This is a genomic window from uncultured Shewanella sp. (genome assembly GCF_947501225.1).
Lineage (GTDB): Bacteria > Pseudomonadota > Gammaproteobacteria > Enterobacterales > Shewanellaceae > Shewanella.
This window is the reverse complement of record NZ_CANMUW010000001.1, coordinates 328,184-348,087: the sequence shown is the minus strand read 5'-3', so window position 1 is coordinate 348,087 and position 19,904 is coordinate 328,184. Positions and strand designations below refer to the sequence as shown.

General features: G+C 47.8%; 15 protein-coding genes. 2 read left to right on the top strand and 13 right to left on the bottom strand.

Going from position 1 to position 19,904, the window contains the following annotated elements; genetic code table 11:
- The first annotated feature begins 22 nt into the window (after nucleotides 1-22).
- Both Q1B47_RS01465 and Q1B47_RS01460 read left to right on the top strand, forming a co-directional pair.
- Nucleotides 23-1,378, top strand: a complete 1,356-nt coding sequence (locus Q1B47_RS01465) for an ATP-binding protein (protein ID WP_299787506.1) — start codon at nucleotides 23-25, stop codon at nucleotides 1,376-1,378.
- Entirely contained in the window at nucleotides 1,365-1,838 is a 474-nt protein-coding gene (locus tag Q1B47_RS01460; RefSeq protein ID WP_299787503.1) for a response regulator, read from the top strand. Before Q1B47_RS01465 ends, Q1B47_RS01460 begins: the two co-directional genes overlap by 14 nt.
- 105 nt (nucleotides 1,839-1,943) lie before the next feature.
- Here Q1B47_RS01460 and Q1B47_RS01455 read toward each other — a convergent pair whose 3' ends face one another.
- The 13 genes from Q1B47_RS01455 to caiA all read right to left on the bottom strand — a co-directional run bounded on the left by Q1B47_RS01455 (nucleotide 1,944) and on the right by caiA (nucleotide 19,851).
- Complete coding sequence (locus Q1B47_RS01455) at nucleotides 1,944-4,124, bottom strand: OsmC domain/YcaO domain-containing protein (protein ID WP_299787500.1); 2,181 nt, start codon at nucleotides 4,122-4,124, stop codon at nucleotides 1,944-1,946.
- A 343-nt stretch (nucleotides 4,125-4,467) separates the two neighbouring features.
- Nucleotides 4,468-5,670, bottom strand: coding sequence for a tryptophan synthase subunit beta (trpB, locus tag Q1B47_RS01450; protein ID WP_299787497.1), 1,203 nt, complete (start codon nucleotides 5,668-5,670; stop codon nucleotides 4,468-4,470).
- Between the two features lie 308 nt (nucleotides 5,671-5,978).
- Nucleotides 5,979-6,620 carry an outer membrane beta-barrel protein gene (locus Q1B47_RS01445; RefSeq protein WP_299787495.1) on the bottom strand — a complete coding sequence of 214 codons (642 nt, stop codon included), beginning with the start codon at nucleotides 6,618-6,620 and terminating at the stop codon, nucleotides 5,979-5,981.
- A 415-nt stretch (nucleotides 6,621-7,035) separates the two neighbouring features.
- Nucleotides 7,036-7,584: a hypothetical protein gene (locus tag Q1B47_RS01440; protein ID WP_299787492.1), complete on the bottom strand. Its 549-nt coding sequence runs from the start codon at nucleotides 7,582-7,584 to the stop codon at nucleotides 7,036-7,038.
- A gap of 299 nt (nucleotides 7,585-7,883) precedes the next feature.
- Complete coding sequence (locus Q1B47_RS01435) at nucleotides 7,884-10,190, bottom strand: penicillin acylase family protein (RefSeq protein ID WP_299787489.1); 2,307 nt, start codon at nucleotides 10,188-10,190, stop codon at nucleotides 7,884-7,886.
- 148 nt (nucleotides 10,191-10,338) lie between these two features.
- Nucleotides 10,339-11,229 carry a LysR substrate-binding domain-containing protein gene (locus Q1B47_RS01430; protein WP_299787486.1) on the bottom strand — a complete coding sequence of 297 codons (891 nt, stop codon included), beginning with the start codon at nucleotides 11,227-11,229 and terminating at the stop codon, nucleotides 10,339-10,341.
- A gap of 467 nt (nucleotides 11,230-11,696) precedes the next feature.
- A complete protein-coding gene (locus Q1B47_RS01425; protein WP_299787484.1) occupies nucleotides 11,697-12,647 on the bottom strand; it encodes an alpha/beta hydrolase in 951 nt (316 codons plus the stop codon).
- Nucleotides 12,648-12,923: 276 nt separating this feature from the next.
- The gene (gene caiE, locus Q1B47_RS01420; protein ID WP_299787480.1) at nucleotides 12,924-13,514 is read right to left on the bottom strand and encodes a carnitine operon protein CaiE; all 591 of its coding nucleotides are present in this window, start codon (nucleotides 13,512-13,514) and stop codon (nucleotides 12,924-12,926) included.
- Between the two features lie 292 nt (nucleotides 13,515-13,806).
- Nucleotides 13,807-14,658: a MaoC/PaaZ C-terminal domain-containing protein gene (locus Q1B47_RS01415; protein ID WP_299787477.1), complete on the bottom strand. Its 852-nt coding sequence runs from the start codon at nucleotides 14,656-14,658 to the stop codon at nucleotides 13,807-13,809.
- Between the two features lie 198 nt (nucleotides 14,659-14,856).
- Entirely contained in the window at nucleotides 14,857-15,642 is a 786-nt protein-coding gene (gene caiD, locus Q1B47_RS01410) for a crotonobetainyl-CoA hydratase (RefSeq protein WP_299787474.1), read from the bottom strand.
- A 70-nt stretch (nucleotides 15,643-15,712) separates the two neighbouring features.
- Nucleotides 15,713-17,266: a crotonobetaine/carnitine-CoA ligase gene (caiC, locus tag Q1B47_RS01405; protein WP_299787471.1), complete on the bottom strand. Its 1,554-nt coding sequence runs from the start codon at nucleotides 17,264-17,266 to the stop codon at nucleotides 15,713-15,715.
- A gap of 10 nt (nucleotides 17,267-17,276) precedes the next feature.
- Nucleotides 17,277-18,503, bottom strand: coding sequence for an L-carnitine CoA-transferase (gene caiB / locus Q1B47_RS01400; RefSeq protein ID WP_299787468.1), 1,227 nt, complete (start codon nucleotides 18,501-18,503; stop codon nucleotides 17,277-17,279).
- Nucleotides 18,504-18,714: 211 nt separating this feature from the next.
- Nucleotides 18,715-19,851, bottom strand: coding sequence for a crotonobetainyl-CoA dehydrogenase (gene caiA / locus Q1B47_RS01395; RefSeq protein ID WP_299787465.1), 1,137 nt, complete (start codon nucleotides 19,849-19,851; stop codon nucleotides 18,715-18,717).
- Between the last annotated feature and the right edge of the window lie 53 nt (nucleotides 19,852-19,904).

Here is a 19,904-nt window from a genome sequence, read left to right as displayed (position 1 = left end):
TTATATTCTTTAGAGAAAAGCAATGGAAAAAGTGACGCTACAACGACTCATAGAAGATTATTTCGAGAACCCATTTCGTCAGATAACGGTTCCTGCAGGCGAGGTCGTCTTAAAACAGGCGGAGTATAACGATCGCCTCTATTGGGTAAGATCCGGAGAGTTGGAAGGTTTTTTCTCCTCCACAGCCAAGGATAAACAGACCAAGGTATTTACCGCCCCCGCCGGCACCTTTATCGGCGTGCACAGCTTTTTTGCCGAAACCCTCGAAGCGTCTACAACCGTGATCGCAAAAGAGAACAGCGAGCTTGCCTGGATTGATACCTCTACCCCTGTGGTATCGCCGGAAAAATATGGCCCGCTAACGGCTCAATTTACCCCGGTGATCGTTAAAGAGTTAGCACGCAGACAGCGCCGAGCCAGCATGGAGGCGGTTGAGCGTGAATCGGTACAGAACAAGCTCAATACCGCCGAGCAGATGACCACGTTAGGGCAACTGGCCGCGGGCATTGCTCATGAGTTAAATAATGCGGTCGGTGTGATTAACAGCAAGACGGAGCGGCTGCAGGCTGTAATATTTGATCTGATAGAAGAGTGTCACCCGAATACCAGGCAGTTTCTCGAACATGGTTTACTTTATGGTCAGAAGGCGAGTTCATCAGAGGTGAGAGCCCGAGCAAAAGCGCTGATGAAAACCTATCGAATCGACCGTGATAGCGCCCGAAGGCTTGCCCGCGCCGTGCCCCATGGTGAAATCGACAGTTCGTGGTTAACCGATATAGATCAAGCGCTGCGCTATTGGGAGATAGGCAGAGATCTGCATGACATGCGACTGGCTTCCAAGCATTCGGTGGGCATTGTGAAATCGGTAAAACAGTTGGGCCGAACCGATACCGATACCGAAGAGTGGTTGGATGTTAACGATAGCATCAATAAAGCCCTGGCCTTGTTGCACAATAGCTTACGTGGCATTAATGTAAAAATAAGCCCGGCAGTGTTGCCCAAGCTGAAAGCCAGTTCAACTGAGCTGGTGCAGATCTGGGTCAATATTATTAAAAATGCCAGTGATGTGTTGAGTCATACCTCTGAGCCGGCTATTGAGATATCCACTCGTCACGTACGCAATATGGTACAGATAACGGTGGCTAACAATGGCCCTGAGATTGATGAGGTCACGCGAAGAAAAATATTTCAACCCAACTTTACCACCAAGAAAGGTGGGTTATCTTTCGGGCTGGGGCTTGGGCTCTCAATCGTTCAGCGAATTGTAAACAGTTACGGCGGCAGTATTGCGGTAATGAGCAATGATGAAAAAACCATATTCAGGATAAAACTGCCTGTACCTGCACAGGAAAGCGAGGGAACCGATGGAAAAAATTAATATCATCTGTGTTGATGACCAACGAGAAGTGCTGAGTGCTGTGCTGCAAGATCTCTCACCATTAACCACATTTTTCAATATTGAAGATTGTGAGTCGGCGATAGAAGCGCTGGAGGTGATGGACGATCTTGATGCCGAGGGTGAGTATATCGCCCTGGTTATCTCTGATCATGTCATGCCTGAAAAAACCGGAGTGGAGTTTCTCACCGAGATCTCTCAAGATCGCCGTTATCATCATACTAAAAAGATCTTATTAACCGGCCAGGCAACACACCAGGACACCATTGCCGCCATCAACCGAGCCAGAGTCGAGAGCTATTTTGAGAAACCCTGGAAGTCGGAAGAGTTACTGAAGATGGCCACCACATTAATCACCGAATATATCTTCGACAGTGGTATCGAATATGAACCGTTTCAACCTATCCTGGATCAAAACGTGGTACTGCAACGGCTAAGATAAGCAGTAGAAATAAGATAAAAAGGTCAGAACGGGACAAATAGCACTAACAAAAAGCCCATCGATTGATGGGCTTTTTATGCTATAGGCTGAAGAAATTAACGGGCGTTAACTCGCAGCTTTACGGGCCTGATGCAACTTTTTATAGCTCTCGATCAGTCTCAGGTGCGGCTCTATCCCCTCAAGCTTCATGCTGGTTTGCGTCAGTCCGAAGAACTTCACCTCGCCACTCACAGAGCCCACCACGTTATCCATGGTCTCTTTACCAAACATTCTGTTGAAGTTATTGATAAAGTGCTCAAGGGATAGGGCTTCATCCAGGGTCACTTCCAATACTGCATGAACTGCTTGATAGAACAGGCCACGCTCCACGGTATTGTCGTTGTACTGCAGGAACTCACCAACCAGCTCGATGGCGTCTTCAAGCTCGCCCAGTGCCAGATAGATAAGGATCTTCAGCTCGATAATCGTTAACTGACCCCAAGGGGTATTTTCATCAAACACGATACCGATCAGAGTCGGAATGTCAGTCTGGTTATCTAATTGGCTCTCTTCCAGACGCTCTGCCAGGGCGGCGAGTTCATCATCGCTGAGCGAGTGAAGGTTTAAGATATCTTCACGATAATCGAGCGCCTTATTGGTGTTATCCCAGATAAGATCTTCAACCGGGTAGACCTCTGAATAGTCCGGCACCAGAATACGGCACACCGAGGCACCCAGCTGATCGAATTCGGCAATATATGCCTCTTTACCGATATCGGCCAGGATGCCGAATAACCCCTCAGACTCCTCGGCATTTGTGCCTGAGAAGTCCCATTCACAGAACTCATAGTCATGAGCGCTGCTGAAGAAGCGCCATGAGATCACACCGGTAGAGTCGATAAAGTGATCGACAAAGTTCTCGGGCTCAGTCACTGCCATGCTGTCGAAGGTAGGTTTAGGTACGTCGTTTAAGCCCTCGAAGCTTCTTCCCTGCAGTAGTTCCGTCAGGCTGCGCTCCAGCGCCACTTCAAAGCTCGGGTGCGCACCGAAAGAGGCAAACACGCCGCCTGTTCTCGGGTTCATCAGGGTGACACACATGACCGGGAATTTACCACCAAGCGATGCGTCTTTAACCACAACCGGGAAACCCTGTGCCTCTACCCCTTGAATGCCGGCCAGGATGCTCGGGTATTTCTCCAGCACCTGCATTGGAACATCAGGCAGAACAATCTCCTGCTCGATGATCTGCCGCTTAACCGCGCGCTCAAAAATTTCTGACAAGCACTGCACCTTGGCTTCCTGCAGGTTGTTACCCGCGCTCATACCATTACTCAGAAACAGGTTCTCGATTAAGTTCGACGGAAAGTGCACCGTCTCGCCATCTGAGTGGCGAACATAGGGAATGGTACAGATGCCGCGTTCAACCATGCCGGAGTTGGTATCGATAAGGTTAGAACCGGCCAGTTCACCATCCGGGTTGTAGATCGCTAAACAGTGTTCATCTAAGATGCCCGATGGCAATGAATCATCTTCCTCTAAGGGAAACCACTTTTCATTGGGATAATGAACAAATTCGCTGCCTGCAATCTCTTCACCGAAAAATTGATCGTTATAGAAGAAGTTACAGTTTAAACGCTCGATAAACTCACCAAGTGCCGAGCAGAGCGCACTCTCTTTAGTCGCTCCCTTACCGTTGGTAAAACACATAGGCGACGCGGCGTCACGAATATGCAGCGACCAGACATTGGGCACTATGTTGCGCCATGAAGATATCTCTATCTTCATACCCAGCTCGGCCAGCATCCCCGTCATGTTCGAGATGGTTTGCTCAAGCGGCAGATCTTTACCCAGGATGTAGGTGCTGACATCGCTATCGGGTTGCCCCATCAGCATGGCATTGGCATCTTCATCAAGGTTTTCAACGGTTTCAATCTTAAACTCGGGGCCTGTCTGTACCACCTTTTTCACGGTGCAGCGCTCTATCGAGCGTAAAATCCCTGCCCTGTCTTTATCGGAGATATCATCGGGGAGTTCGACCTGGATCTGGAAAATTTGGTTGTAGCGATCTTCAGGGTCAACGATGTTGTTTTGTGACAGTCTGATATTTTCCGTTGGAATATCACGCGCCTTACAATACACCTTGATAAAGTAGGCCGCACAAAGCGCCGATGACGCTAAGAAATAATCGAAAGGGCTGGGGGCCGAGCCATCGCCTTTGTAGCGAATAGGCTGATCTGCGGTGACGGTAAAGTCATCAAACTTCGCTTCCAGTCTGAGGTTGTCGAGAAAATTAACTTTGATTTCCATTGATAATGTCCAGAGTCTTGCGCTGTAAATCGGCGGGCATGCCTTACTAATGGGGGGATTATCGGTGTTTTTCAGGCAATAGTCTTGGGTTTATTACGTAAATGGTAAATTAAGATCCTTTAGCACATAAACAATGAAGCCTGCTTATTCCGGAAGGAGTGCCATAAAAAATGAAGGCAGGCTCACTGTTAATTACATCATGAGGCTGATTTTAGAGGGGATAGAACAACAGGCGACAGCTATAGATAATTTTTGACTAAGGTATGAGTGAAAACAAAAAGGGACGAAGTAAAAACTTCATCCCTTCGGTTATCACTCATCTCCTACCGGGTAAAGACAGCAATTAAAGGCCCAGCTTGTCGGCCACATAATCCGCGTCTTTATCACCCCGGCCAGAGAGGTTAATCAAGATCTGTTTATCCTTTGTCAGCTTAGCCGCTTCGCGCATAGCCCAGGCCACGGCGTGGGCACTCTCCAGTGCCGGGATAATGCCCTCGACCTGCGACAGGGTCATAAAGGCGTTCAAACACTCCTCATCGGTAACCGAGTCATACTCTGCACGCTCAATATCTTTCAGGTAGCAGTGCTGCGGACCCACTCCGGGATAATCCAAGCCTGAGGCGATAGAGTGCACCGGCAGCGGCTCACCGGCCTCATCTTGCAGTACATAGCATTTAAAGCCGTGAATGGCACCGGGAGTTCCTAAAGTAAGGGTTGCGGAGTGCTCTGTGGTTTCCAGCCCCTTACCGGCGGGTTCGACCCCGACAATCTTTACCTCGCTGTCATCGAGAAATGCGCTGAACAGGCCGATGGCGTTCGAACCGCCGCCGACACAGGCGGTGATGATATCGGGAAGTTTATTGAATTTCTGTTGGAACTGCTCTCTGGCCTCGCGGCCGATAATGCTTTGAAAGTCACGCACCATCTTAGGGAAAGGGTGAGGCCCAACCACAGAGCCGATGGCATAGAGGTAATCTTCAGGGTTCTTCAGGTATTCCACAAAGGCACTGTCGACGGCATCTTTCAGGGTTGCAGTTCCTTGGGTGACGGCAACCAGCTTACAGCCTAAGATCTTCATCTTGGTGACATTGGGGTGCTCCTTCTCAATATCGACCTGGCCCATATGAATTTCACAGGGGATCCCCACCAGTGCACAAGCCGTGGCGAGCGCGACGCCGTGTTGTCCGGCGCCGGTTTCGGCAATCACCTTCTTCTTATTCATATATTTGGCGAGCAGGGCCTCACCGAGGCAGTGATTTATCTTGTGAGCACCTGTGTGGTTAAGATCTTCACGCTTGAGGTAGATCTGCGCGCCGCCGAGCTTCTCACTGAGGCGCTTGGCATGATAGATGGGGCTCGGGCGACCCACATAGTCCTGGAACAGCTGCATCAGCTCATCCTGGAAGCCTTGAGTCTGTCGAATCTCTTCATAGGCTTGATTAATCGCATCCATCGCACTCTTCAGCTCTGGCGGAATAATCTGGCCACCATACTCACCAAAGAAACCTTGATTGTCTGGCATGGGGGCGAATTCGAACTTGCTCATAGGACCTCTCTATACTTCTGAATTTATTCTACTTTGACATTGATTGGGTTCGTTTTTGATACACCCGGTCAATATATAACAGAGTCAAGGTGAGACCAATAGCAATTAGTATAACTATGAAGTAGAGAGGTTAGTGCTGCATAAATGAACGCAGGCCGGATAAAGCTCTATGGTGATACCCGCTTTAGTCTCTGGCATGGAAAACACCTATTAATAGTTAGGGCTCCAGAAGCACAGACCTGGGTCTGTGCTATAAACGATCGATTAACTAATCTCGTTATTGGAATGAAAACCGACATAGCGACTTTTTAAAACGAATAACTAAATGCTAAGACACCAACTTTCGTCTGCACTTGGTCTGCACCTAAGTACTTATAATCCAGCCCAATCCCAAAGCCATTAAACGCCTGAAATTTAATGCCGACTCCGGCTGCTAAATCTACACCGACACCATCTACAGCTGGAGCAACTATGCCCGTATACCTTACATCGTCAAACTCTATGTCATATCGGTTTACACCAAGCTTCGAATATATTGCCCAGCGTTGAGATATTGGGTAGGTATATTGTACAGTGAGGTAATAATTATCAACCTTCATGATATTTGTTTTGAATGTATCAGGGCCTTCAGGTATCGGGCCACAGATGAAGCAGAACCCTGAAGCTGTGTCCTGGTATCCAGCCGCAACGGCCCAGTTGCTATTTATATGAAATTGATAAAAATACTCTCCCGAAAAGCTGATATCTTCATCGTAGAGTTCCCCATGTATGTAGTCGGAGTCCATCCTTCCTGAAAACATACCGAATCCTATCCCCAAGGTATGGATTTTATTGAAGCTGGTTTTGGTATTGTTGTTGATGCTTTTGGTATTGCTGTTGATATTGTCATCATCAGCAAAGCATATAGCGGACAACAGCATAGATAGCAGAATTGAATAGAGTAATCTCATTAAAATTCCTTTTTAATTATTATGATAGGACTTAACGGCTGGCCACAGAACCAGTTCGATCCATAGGTTCCGTCATTCAGACCTGACTGTTTTCCCTGCAACGAGCTACACTACCTAAAAATGGATACATTTCAAGCAGCACCAACTATAACAAGCGTTATTTTTAACAAATTGCCAACATGCTCACTTTCTGCAATGTCGAAGATAAATATCAACAGCTAATTTTGAAGTGAGGAGTGCTGAAATCAGAGGTGCCTTAAATGGATTCCCGCCCAAAAGCTCTGCGGGAATGACGAAGATAAGAAGCATCTGATAATGAAGAATAGAGGGGGCATTAAGTAGTGAGGTATATGAAGGAGCGTGAGGTAATGACTCAGCTCTATTCCACCCTGAATGTAAGGCTTACAAGGTGTTTTTACGAACGAATAGTCGAGTCCACGTTCTCCTGTAACTTGCGCTGTAAACTCTGCAGTTGCCTCTCCTGGACATTGTGAAGCTCGACCCCGCCACTGGCAACTTCCAGGTCGACATCACAGCTGGCAGGGGTCTGATCTATCTTCTCACAACGGTTAAGTTCAAGCGTAAAGGCCTTTCTGTTGATGGCCTGAGCAAGCTTGGCACAGCTCATGGGATGCACATTGTCCTCGCGAAAATAGAGGCGCTTGGGGCTCCCCTCACCTTCATCGTTGGCAATCAGGTACTCCCAATCGTCCCCCCATGAGTCTATGCGGAATTTATGGGCACCGGAGTCGGTAAATACCGTGATTTGAGGGCCAATTTTAACACCGTATTCCAGGTTGTTAGTGGCATATACCTTTAGATAACAGGTAAAAAAAACGTCATCACTGTCTTGAGAACTAAATTCAGACTCTGAAACCGCATCCAGTTTAAATGAGACATCTTTATCACAACCTGATATTGCAACGGCACTCATGATAAGTGCTGAAATCCAGGTGTTCTTCATCGCTCTGTCGGCTCTAATGTAATTATTTGTATCTAAGCTTAACAGAGTCTGGTTTCATATTTTAAATCATTACACTTACTTACAATGTGGCAGAGATGAGAAAAAACCTTTAAATAGCCACTGAGCAGCCTATAAATTGGAACCTCAATCGCAAGGAGGAATATCTATTCACCACACACGCTCAACCAAGCGTATTTGACCAGCCTGAAAAAAATTCAGGCTGGTCAAATCTCAGGGTTACAGACAAAAACTGACAATGTAAATGGCTCAACTCCCTGCGAATACCCGTCCGCGGCTTTTTACTGCACAGGCTTTATGACGATGGAGTGTAGCACCTCTCCCGGTAACAGAGGGGTAGATTGCTGTTGAGCGTATTCATCGAAACCGGCTCGATAATAATCCGATAACGGATGACCCGACTGACCACCCGGAATCGTCATGATGGCATCTTCCTCAGCACCCGGTTGTACGATAAAGCGCTGTGAAGCACCGAAATTACTGCGCTGTACGGCAGGCATAAAGGTGTCACCGAAAGCCTCAACTTCTGGCATATCCAACCATGAACTCAAGATGGGTAACTGCTTGCTGAAGGGGTGTTGGATCTTCAGGGCATTGACTCTGCCCCAGGCCAGTTCGGCTAAATCCTCATCGTCACTGAAAGCAGCCAGCAGCTCTGCCCTGGAGTGCTGGTAACTGTCGATAGTAAATTCATCCCAGCTCTCATAACCATCGGCCAACCAGCTTTGTGGCTGCTCCTTGAGCAGCTGCCACATGGCTGGCTCTAAGTAGCGCTTAACCACCGAAAGCGATAAGTTATGTTTAGATAACCCCGTCTCGATGGGAGCGAAACTGGCATCGATAAGGCCGGCTCTGAACTGCCTGACTAAGGTGTAACCCACCGAGCCTTTACAGGCGCAAGCTTGCCAATCTCTGAGGTAGCCAATATCTTCGGCAAACCGCTCAGGCTGAGTCGAAAGAAGCTCAATCAGGTAAGCATGCCATGGCTTTAAAAATTCGGCACGATTGTCCAGCTGTAACCGATAAAACGCTTCTTCGTCAAATTGTTGATCAGCTTGTAGCTTGTCGCGAATCTGCATAGAGCGTGCGCCTAACGCATAACCGCCGTCACCAAAACGAACATGCTCACTCGACGACATCACCCTGGCATTAGCACTCCATAATCGACCATGGTCCGGGTTAGATATGCTGGGAAGTGTTGTTTCGTCAAGATTCCACTCCCTATGCTGGAACCGGGAGGAGTCTTGAGCGACATCGGAGGGATTAGTGCGGGCGGGTACCGCTCCCGTGGGCTTCCAGGCGGCACTCCCTTTACTGTCCACAACCATCATATTTTGTACCGGGATCCCAACCGATGTAGCCAACTCAAGCGCATCGGACACATCTCTCGCCCTCTCCAATCCCATCAACTCCATATCGACCGCATAGTCTTTATGGGCCACCCAACTCAACGCATATCTCTGTCCACCAAGAGTGCGAACCGGACCGTATTGAGAGAGCTCTATGATATATTCATGACTCTTGCCATCGGGAAGCGGGATCTGCTCTCGCTCAAATGAGGTGATCTCATCGGCCGCTAACTTTACCCAGTCGGCCGTGTCGATATAGGCATTGGTAAATCCCCAGGCGAGCTTATTATTGCTACCCACAACGATGACAGGCGCCCCGGGCAGGGAGACCCCGGTAACCTGCACCTTCTCTTTCGTGATCGGATCGGGATAGTTGAGCTGAGCACGGTACCAGATTATCGGTACAGCAAATGAGAGGTGCATGTCATCGGAAAGCATGGCACGTCCAGATTCGGTCAATGCTCCTGTGACCGCCCAGTTATTACTGCCAATATCCAGCGGCTCTTCGATAGGCCTTATCACCGCACTCGCCATAAGTTCAGGGGCGACATTCGGAATTGCGACCTCTTGGGTGGGGAGCAGGCTGTCATCGAGCGCTGCCTGAAAGATACTTGGCTGAGTGATAAACGCCAGCATCTCCTCTCCATAAAAGCGGGTTATCTGCTCAAGCACGAGATCGCGTTTAATCGTGTTACTCTGCAGATCCAGATACATACTAAAGATAACCAACAGACTATCGGCAGGCACCCATGGCGAGGGCGTCGCGCCGGTAAGAAGATACTCAAACGAGTTCACCGGTATCGCCTTCACGGCTTCATTGACACCGTTAGCATAGGACTGAAGCTGCAACTTTTCGGTTACCGGCATCTTAGCGACAATCTCTTCGGCATGTTTTCTGAACTGATGAAAACGGCGTGACTGATCCAGCTCTAGCGCCTTTTCACCAAATATCTGTGATAACTCACCTGCGGCGTTGCGCCTGAGCAGATCCATCTGGAAGAAGCGATCCTGTCCATGGGCATAACCTAAAGCAAAAGCCACATCACGACGATTGTCACCGGTCACAATCGCGGTACCCAACCTGTCCCGCTCAATCTGAACATCAGACGCTATTCCGCCGCTCTCCCACTGCCCCGATAGTTTTGGCAGACTCAGATGAAGCACAAGGTAGGTGCCCACAGAAGCGATAAAAGTGAGTGTTAACGCTGCGGGAAGCAGAATTTTTATTATTCTAAACATAAACTAACGCCATGATTAACAGATGCTTTTGTCTATCATAGCGAAAGTTACAGGGATGTTAAACACCTTGAGGAAGGGAAACGGCTGCAGAGGGTATCAAGCGCAGGCGACAGGCATAATCTAAGCCCGTGCCCTTACCCTACTTAAGTTAACTGCTCACCCTGGGGTACTTGTCACATATCCAGTCGACAATTTTCATGATTCTGGCATCCCGCTGCTTCGAAGCTTTATAGGCTATCGAATAATTAAAGCCCGAATAACATGAAGGCAGATCCAGTTTAACAAGATTACCGGACTCAATTTCCACCCTTAAGGTTTGCTCGACACCTAAGACAATCCCCTCTCCGAATATCGCAGCCTGAACGGCAAGCATATTATGGTTGAACACCAGTCTCTTCTGAGTTGAGCTCATCTCGACACCGTTATCCCTGAACCAGCTATCCCAGTCCAGGCCATAATCTTTGTGTTTTGAGAATAACAGGCAGTGTTCATGTAGATTTTGCGCCGTGATCTCCCCGGCCCTTTCCAGATATTCAGGACTACAAAACGCTATCAGCGTCTCTTTAATCAAGGGCTTGAACAGATAACCATCTTGTGACTCCCTAGTCACAATAAAGATGTCGGCAATCATGTCGCTCATTTCGATATCATTTTGAAACATACCCACATTGATATTTAATTCAGGGTATTGCTTTCTGAGCTTCTCCATATTCGGAACCAGCCATCTGGCGGCAAGAGAGGTATAGGAGTGTACTCTGACCTCGCCCGACATCGTTGGAACCAGGCTCGCACACACACTGTTAAGATCATAAAAAACCGGGGACAGCCTCTGTCTCAACTCGAGGCCCGCTTCGGTCAGGTTAATCTTTCCTGCATTTCGATAAAATAACTTCTCTAAAAAGTAGTCTTCCAGCTGCTTAATCTGTTGCGACACAGCACTTTGAGTAATACTCAATTCATTAGCGGCAAGAGAGCAACTCTCTAGTCTTGCACAGGACTCAAAAATCTGAAGAGCTCTTAACGGAATGTTATTATTCATATTTAACTACATATCGAAAAAACTTCCAAACAGATTATCATAGGCTTACACAAAAAATATGTAATGAGGCGCACAATAAAGTGTTAAGCCTTGGTTAAAACAGACGGGAGTTTTTAATAATAAGACCAGGCTCACAAACAGGATCAATAACGTGAGCGGCAAGAAAGAGTCAAACCGAAATACAGATGAAAATATAAGTTCAATTATGATAAAAAATATAAAAATAAGTAAAAATATGAATAAAATTATAACTATACACTTAATGCAAAATACAAGGTTAATGCCAGAAGTTAAAATAACCCCGACACATTAACCACTATTACACTAATAAGATAATCGATCACACCCCGTTAACTTGGACGTTGTTACCAATTAATAACAACAACGTCCAAATCTATTCAACCGAGTGTCAATTTGCAGCCTTTCAATTAAGCAGATAATGATCTTTTCATGAAGCCGGTATTTAATTAACCGATCACACTATTCAAATCTTCGCTTATCTCATCAAGAAAATCGTCGGCCTGGTCGAATACTCCCAACATCTTAATAAAACCATGAATGACGCCGTCATACATCCTGTATTTTACCGGCACACCGCACTCCTGAAGTTTCTGAGCGTAGAGACAACCATCATCACACAAGGGGTCATACTGAGCGGTGTAGATGAAAGTCGGGGGTAACCCACTATGATCTGCCGCCCCCATAGGTGAGCAGTAGGGATTTTTGGCATCGGCTTCACTGCGCATATAATGGTGCCAGTAATATTTCATGCTGGCTCGCTGCAATAGATATCCTTCGGCATTGGCTATGGCTGAAGGCGTGTTCCATCCATATTGCACCGCAGGGTAAACCAGAGCCTGATAGGCCAACTTAGGTCCCGTTTCATCACGCAGACGTAAACATACCGCGGCGGCGAGATTACCACCGGCGCTGTCCCCTAAAATACCGATACGGTTAACATCCAGACCCAGATGTGCTGCATACTCGAACACCCACTTAGTCGAGGCGTAACAATCATCCATTGGGATAGGAAACTTGTGCTCCGGCGCCTTCTGATAATTGATGGCGATGACCACACTGCCGGTACGGTTAGCGAGTGCACGACTGAACGAGTCATTGGTTTCAATATTTGATACCACCCAGCCACTGCCATGAATAAAGATAAGTCCGGGCTGCAGTTCGGTTCTGTCTTCACAACCTTGCGGGCGATAGATTCGAATTGGCAGATCGGCCGTCGGCCCGGGAATAAATCTATGCTCTACGGCTGCGACAGTCTCGGGCTCACGACTGGGCGTCGATGATGCCAAAGCCGCCAACTCCTCTCGTCTGGACTCAGCCGGTGTCATATCTTCATAGGCCGGGGCCCCTGAATCACGAACCTCTTGCAAAAACGTTTCAACTTTTGGATCGAGCGGCATGCTCCTCTCCTTATCAAAGTGTGATAATAAAAATTACTTTTCTATTCGAATTAGTATCCGGTGCATCTGAACACTGCATATGCCACCTGGCTTGTGTGTATCTCATACCTGAACCGTAAAGGTATGCCACCTGACGACCGCTATCGATAACAGAGGCAAACGATGTGGGGATTGATAATCACCGATTGCCGCTAATTAAAATAGCGCATGTAAGTCATCAAGTTCGTCAGGTGGCACGGTAAACGTCACCTTGTCACGTGATTTACCCGAGGTCGGCTAGGGCTTAGGCTGCACCTCGGTTGAACCGCTTAGTCGTGGACGGTTAGCCTCTACCTGTAGCAGAGGTTCAACCTCCTTCATGCTTCTCGACGAGCGTCCCGCCAATAACTGATACTCTAAGGTATTCAGCCCCTTCCAGTGCAGGTCCTGCTCAGATACCTGACGAATAGCCTTAGCGGGGGAACCGATCAGAAGTTGCCTGGGCTCACCTTTGAAGCCCCCTTTGACGAAACTCATCGCACCGACAATGCTATCGCGCTCAATCACGGCCCCATCCATCACTACTGCATTCATGCCAACCAGCGCATTTTGTTTAATTTTGCAGCCATGCAAGATGGCACCGTGTCCGATATGACCGTCCTGCCCGACAACCGTATCCATGCCCGCATAACCATGCATGATGCAGCCATCTTGCAGGTTGGAGCCTTTCTCTAAGATCAGGCGCCCATAATCTCCCCGCAGCGATGCATTCGGTCCGATATAGACATCGGCACCCACGATCACATCGCCGATCAATACAGCTGAGGGATGAACATAGGCACTGGGATCGACCACTGGCACTAAACCTTCGAACTCATAACAGGGCATTAAAATTTCTCACTTCATCTATCCACTTTGCCATATTGTTCAATTTAACCATCGGCTTGAGCCTTCACTCTTTCAAGACCATAACAAGCCATTAAAATCACTCTCTTGCTTTTCTTGAGAGATTAGCGGTTAACTCTTTGACAAAAAGCAAAAAACTAACAGATACTCTCTCATATCGCCGGTAAAGTGTGGTGAGCTCTGAATATCGAGGGGTCATAGATAATTCATAAAAGCTTGAGCTCACCAGCAAAACGTAAATCAGACTATTGTTTACCCGGCTATTTCCACTCGATTACTTCCATTCGACTAAGCCAAAGTTCAGATAGACCGTCTCAGGGTCGTTTGCATCCACCATTCTGAAATGTATGCAGTTGTCATCCCATCTCCAGATTTGAGTCTTCACCGTACAGCCGGGATACAGTGACCGTGTCAAACGGGTCTTGAACCTTGTCAATCGCTCCGGTTCGCCGGGGAACATCGCTTGAATGATGTGGCGACAGGCAACGCCGGCAGTACTCACGCCATGCAGGTTCGGCTTTGGGTGACCAAATTTCTGCGCATATTCCCAGTCGACATGCTGAGGATGGTCATCTCCGGAGAGCCTATATATCAGCGCCTGATTCAACGGGATTTCCTGTTCAATCTCAAAATCCGCGACCCGTTCAGGCATCTCAACGATATCTCTTGGTGCCTTAGGACCGCCGAAACCACCGTCATAGAGGGCGCAGTCCCAGCTTTCATTGGTAAAGAGTTTAGTTCCGGCTTCATCGAAGGTTTCGCCGATATGCTGGGCAAGACATCCACGTCCCTCGCCTCGATCGAACAAACCTTTAAGCAATACCTTAGTGCTCAGCTTGCCGGGACGGGTGGGTAATGGCTGATGAATATGCAGATCGAAGCCCCAATGCAAAGAGCCTCCCCACTGGAAACCATAGTCTATGGTCTTGGTCACCTCGGCGTCGACAATCTGTATTGCCGCAAACATAGGTAATACTTTTAAATTCTTTTCATACACGTAATCTAAATCTGTTTTACCATCACTCCCCGCACCGCAACCCAGTGCAAACAGCATGACATCCCTTTCGGTATATTCATTAATAAACGGACCATAGGTCTGCCCCTGCATCTCTAACTTTAACGCCATTTGAAACTCCCTTTATCTACCTGAACTATCGACTTTTACTTTAAACAGTTGTCTCTTCAGAGCGTGCTCCGAAGAACATAGGATATGGATATAAAAAGATGACACTAAGCCCGGCGGGCCATAAAAACTTTTAACAGAGTTGGAATAACTGTGGGACCGGGAGCACCGGATCCCACAGCCAGGCAGTTAATCGATAGATTATCTGCCCTTCCAAACAGGATCGCGTTTCTCAGAAAATGCTAAAGGTCCCTCTAGCGCGTCCTCTGAATGCAATACCGATGGATAGTTTTTCAAAGTCCCCTTGCGAATATGGCGATAACCCTCTTCGACCGATAGCTCACCGGTTTCACGGTAGATCTCTTTAATCGCGGCGATAGCTAAAGGTGCACCCTGAGCGATCTCTTGCGCCAATTCACGGGCACTATCCATCAGTTTATCGCTTTCAACCACGCGGTTAACGACACCCCAACGCAGCGCCTCTTCGGCATCCATACCACGGCCTGTCATCATCAATTCATTAACGATGGCTGGCGGCATCAACTTAGGCAGGCGTAGCATTCCGCCGCTGTCCGGTACGATACCCAGCTTAGCTTCAGGCAGAGCAAAGCTTGCATTTTCGCTACATACAATCATGTCTGCAGCCAGCGCAAGTTCAAAACCACCACCAAACGCATAACCGTTAACGGCTGCAATAACTGGCTTATCCAGATCGAAGATCTCTGTCAGCCCGGCAAATCCGCCAGGACCAAAGTCTGCATCCGGAGCCTCACCTTCTGCGGCGGCCTTCAGATCCCAACCTGCAGAGAAGAAACGCGCTCCGGCGCCGGTAATAATCGCGACGCGTAGCTCAGGGTCTTCACGAAAAGCCAGGAAAACCTCGCCCATCTCAAAGCTTGTTTTTGCATCGATGGCATTGGCCTTGGGTCTATCCAGGGTGATTTCTAAAATGCTGCCATTTCGGGTGACGTGCAATGATTCGCTCATGTTAATACTCCATTTAGAGCCATCTCAGATGACTCTGATTAAAAGATCAATTCACACTATTTAATTCAATTCACGCAAGAAGTTTTTTGTCGACTTTACACGTACAAGTTCTTGGGAATGACTCTCTTATTTCCACATAAGATGGAACTTTAAACTTCGCCATATTTTCAGAGCAGAAATCGATAATCTCATCGATACTCAGTGACATTCCCTCATTAAAAATTACGAAGGCTTTGACCGCTTCATCACGAATATGATCGGGCACACCGATAACCGCAGCATCTAAAATATCGGGATGCGACATCAGCACCTTTTCAATTTCACTGCTTGAGATATTCTCACCGGAACGTTTGATCATATTTGTCTTTCTATCGACAAAGTAAAATAAGCCCCTCTCATCGACATAAGCCTTATCGCCGGTAAATAGCCAACCATCGGCAGTCAATACCTCGGCTGTCGCTTCGGGATCCTTATAATACCCCTTGAGAATCGTTCTCCCGGGCACACCTTTGACGCGCAGATCACCAACAACGTTGGGCCCTACTTCATCGCCGTTGCCATCTGTGATCTTGGCTTCATAGGATAATCCGGGCCTGCCGATAGAGGGCCAGTGACGCTCTTCACCAGGCGTATCACCAATCAGGCCAACTAAGGTTTCAGTCATGCCGTAGGAGTTGAAAAGCTGAACATTGAAACGTGTCTCAAAATCCAACTTTTCCTGATCTGAAATATGCATAAAAAACAGCATGTCACGCAGACAGTGGTCACGTTCATTGGGCATAACAGGCTGCAACATCAGGGTTCGTACTATCATCGGCATGCTGTGGGTGATAGTAGCCCTGTAGTCACAGATCTGTTTCCAAAACCTGCGTGCACTGTACTTTTCGAGCATGACAAGACGTGCACCGACGGTAAACGCTGCCATAGCCGCATTACACTGAAAATCGATATGAAAGCTTGGCATCATCGTCAGATAGGTGTCATCGGCTCTCAAATTGGTTTGCCAGGCGGTGTAATACCCTGCGAACAGAAGGTTACAGTGAGTGATCTCTACGCCTTTGGGTCTGGAAGTTGTGCCGGAAGTACATAATATTTCAGCGACATCATCACTGCTTAACGGCACAATTTTATCCAGCTGAGCAGATTGTTGACTCAAGAGTGTATCGAAATTGATGGCACCCGAAATATCACTGTTAACCGTCCTGGTAACTAAGATATTTTCAACCGTATTGTCATCATCCTGCTCTATCTGTTTATAGATAGGCAGGAACTCCTCCTCAATGACCGCCGCTTTTACATCACACTTGTCGATGATGTATTTACACTCCCCATAAACATATTGCGTGTTAAGAGGAACGATAACGGCGCCAATTTTTGCCAGACCAAACCAGCAAAATATGAATTGAGGACTGTTATATAACTGTACGGCTACCTTATCTCCCTTATTAATCCCTAACTTAAGAAATAGATTCGCCGCCCTGTTTATTTCGCCATTCAGTGCACTATAAGTTAACTCTCGGACATCGCCAGCAGCATCCTCAAAAACTAACGCTGTGTTATCACTATATTTACGCGCACGCTCTTCCCACATGCATCTGATTGTTTTGCTACCAACGATATCCATTATCAATGCCTCACTTACACTCAGAGACTTTGGCCAAGCCTTTCTCACTTAAACTTTGGATCTCTTCATCTGAGTAACCAATGTCACTCAGAATATCTGCGGTATCCATACCGTGCTTTGGCATACCACGCCAGATCTGACCCGGATTGTTCTTGAACTTTGGCATCACGTTAGGACCCTTGCAGGTCTTACCATCGATGTTTTCCCATTGTGTGATAGATTCACGGGCAACATACTGTGGGTTAGACTCAAGCTCAGGAACAGTCAACACCTTAGCGCAGGCGACGTTAAGCTCTGCAAATCTCGCCAACACCTCTTCGATGGTTCGAGTCGCCATGTAGGCATCCAGACTCTCTTCGACCTGCTCACCGAAAGGACATTCCACGCGATGAATAAGCTGAGTTCCTTCAGGGATCTCCTCGGTACCCCATAGGTGCGAGATATTCATATCTTTGAACATCTCCTCGATCTGCATAGCACCGACCAGCTCCATGACCACGTAGCCATCTTCACAGGTATAGAGACCACAACCGGCGTAATATGGATCTTTACCTTTGGTCATACGGGGACACATCTCGCCGCCGTTGAAGTGATCCATCATGAAGTACTGACCCATACGCAACATCACTTCATACATAGCGACATCGATACTCTCGCCGACACCGGTTTCACGTACACGGTACAGAGCTGCCAAAGCAGAGGTTGTCGCCGTCATGCCTGAGAAGTAATCGGCCGTATAAGGGAAGGCCGGCATAGGCTGGTCCTTGTCACCGTTTTGGATCAAGTAACCACTGAACGCCTGAGCGATGGTGTTATAAGCCGGAAGGTTAGTGTACTCATCGGTACCATACTGTCCGAAGCCTGAAAGGTGAGCTACAACCAGCTTCTTGTTACGTTCCCACAGAACTTCGTCTGTGATTCCGCGGCGGGCAAAGGCTGGCCCTTTACTCGCTTCGATGAAGATATCAGTGGTTTCCATTAACTTAAGGAAAGCCTCACGCCCCTCATCTTTAAAGATGTTCAGAGATAAGGCATGTAGGTTACGACGTGACAGCTCAGGATAGTTAGGCTGCACTCGAATAGTATCAGCATAAGCTACGTTCTCGATCCAGATAACTTCTGCGCCCCACTCGGCAAGCATCTGGGCGGCAAATGGCCCTGCGATCTCAATACCGGAAAATACAACCCGAACCCCGGATAGCGGGCCGAATGTAGGAGTGGTTAATTTCTTTGACATAATACCCTTCTCTTATATATTCAAACAAAGACTCTGCACGACGATTTGGCCGGCAACGTCTTAATAAAGACTCAAACGGACTTGAAGATAAGGCGTACGGGCTCATGAAAACGTGATAAAAGTGATGCGCGCTTTCAGGAACAGAGCAAGAATTCAATTTGCCTCCGCAGGAACTGCGGAGGCCTTACCGTACGGATTAACCCAGCACTAACTATCTGTATTGCTTAAGCACAGAACGACCAAGGGTCAGAATTTGCATCTCATCTGAACCACCAGACACTCTGTCTACACGGATGTCACGCCACATACGGCTGATGCGATGCTCACCGGCAATAGCGTAACCACCCAGAACCTGCATTGCAGAGTCAATTACCTCGAAGCCGGCATTCGCGCAGAAGTATTTGCACATTGCCGAATCACCGGAAGTCATGACGCCGTTGTCGCACTTCCAGGCTGCTTCATAGACCATGTTCTTCATGCTGTTAAGCTTGATAGCCATCTGAGCAAACTTATCCTGAATCAGCTGGTAGCGACCGATAGTCTCACCGAACTGAACACGCTGGTTGGCATACTTAGCCGCATCTTCAAATGCACAGTAAGCAGCACCATAGTTAGTCAGGGCAACCAGGAAGCGCTCAGAGTCGAACTCCTCCTTCACACGCAGGAAGCCATTGCCTTCCTCACCGAACATGTCTGACTCTTCCAGCTCAAGCTCGTCGAACTGCAGCTCACAACAGCTGTCCATCTTCAAACCAAGCTTAGGTAACTTTCCTAGCTTGATACCTGGCTTAGACATATCGACAAACCACTCGGTGAAGATTGGCTTCTCTGAATCGGCGTCTTTAGCCATGACTACGATGTAAGGTGTACCCGCCGCACTGGTGATAAAGCACTTGCTACCTGTCAGGTAAACTTTGCCGTTCTTTCTCTTATAGGTAGTTAGCAGGCTACCCACATCAGAACCTGCACTTGGCTCGGTAATAGCCGAGTTCCACATCTGCTTACCGGTACCACGTAGTGCCATGATCTTATCGATCTGATCCTGGTTACCGTGTCTCAATACCGTCGCGATGCCTGGCAGTTGATAAAGCACGTAAGTTGGAGCACCTAAACGACCCAGCTCTTCCCAGATAGCAGTCAGAGTCACCATGCCTTCGTTGAACCCGCCATGCTCTTCAGGAAGTAGCAGGCTGTCGATTCCCATCTCGGCTAACTCTTTAACAAACCTTTCAGGATACTGGCTATTTTCATCACACTCTGCGAAATAGCTCTCCCAGTTCTCCTTCTCCATCAAGTCGCGAATACCAGAAACAAATAACTCTTGTTCGTCGTTTAATTTAAAATCCATCGTTTATTCCTATAAATTACTACTACTTGGCTCAAAGTCTTGACCTGTCAGGC

Excerpts from the sequence above, each read along its gene's own strand:
- caiC (WP_299787471.1), bottom strand. The coding sequence starts at position 17,266 with ATGGATATCGTTGGTAGCAAAACAATCAGATGCATGTGGGAAGAGCGT.
- caiA (WP_299787465.1), bottom strand. The coding sequence starts at position 19,851 with ATGGATTTTAAATTAAACGACGAACAAGAGTTATTTGTTTCTGGTATT.
- caiD (WP_299787474.1), bottom strand. The coding sequence starts at position 15,642 with ATGAGCGAATCATTGCACGTCACCCGAAATGGCAGCATTTTAGAAATC.
- caiE (WP_299787480.1), bottom strand. The coding sequence starts at position 13,514 with ATGCCCTGTTATGAGTTCGAAGGTTTAGTGCCAGTGGTCGATCCCAGT.
- Q1B47_RS01460 (WP_299787503.1), top strand. The coding sequence starts at position 1,365 with ATGGAAAAAATTAATATCATCTGTGTTGATGACCAACGAGAAGTGCTG.
- Q1B47_RS01455 (WP_299787500.1), bottom strand. The coding sequence starts at position 4,124 with ATGGAAATCAAAGTTAATTTTCTCGACAACCTCAGACTGGAAGCGAAG.
- Q1B47_RS01435 (WP_299787489.1), bottom strand. The coding sequence starts at position 10,190 with ATGTTTAGAATAATAAAAATTCTGCTTCCCGCAGCGTTAACACTCACT.
- Q1B47_RS01430 (WP_299787486.1), bottom strand. The coding sequence starts at position 11,229 with ATGAATAATAACATTCCGTTAAGAGCTCTTCAGATTTTTGAGTCCTGT.
- trpB (WP_299787497.1), bottom strand. The coding sequence starts at position 5,670 with ATGAGCAAGTTCGAATTCGCCCCCATGCCAGACAATCAAGGTTTCTTT.
- Q1B47_RS01445 (WP_299787495.1), bottom strand. The coding sequence starts at position 6,620 with ATGAGATTACTCTATTCAATTCTGCTATCTATGCTGTTGTCCGCTATA.
- Q1B47_RS01415 (WP_299787477.1), bottom strand. The coding sequence starts at position 14,658 with ATGGCGTTAAAGTTAGAGATGCAGGGGCAGACCTATGGTCCGTTTATT.
- caiB (WP_299787468.1), bottom strand. The coding sequence starts at position 18,503 with ATGTCAAAGAAATTAACCACTCCTACATTCGGCCCGCTATCCGGGGTT.
- Q1B47_RS01425 (WP_299787484.1), bottom strand. The coding sequence starts at position 12,647 with ATGCCGCTCGATCCAAAAGTTGAAACGTTTTTGCAAGAGGTTCGTGAT.
- Q1B47_RS01440 (WP_299787492.1), bottom strand. The coding sequence starts at position 7,584 with ATGAAGAACACCTGGATTTCAGCACTTATCATGAGTGCCGTTGCAATA.
- Q1B47_RS01465 (WP_299787506.1), top strand. The coding sequence starts at position 23 with ATGGAAAAAGTGACGCTACAACGACTCATAGAAGATTATTTCGAGAAC.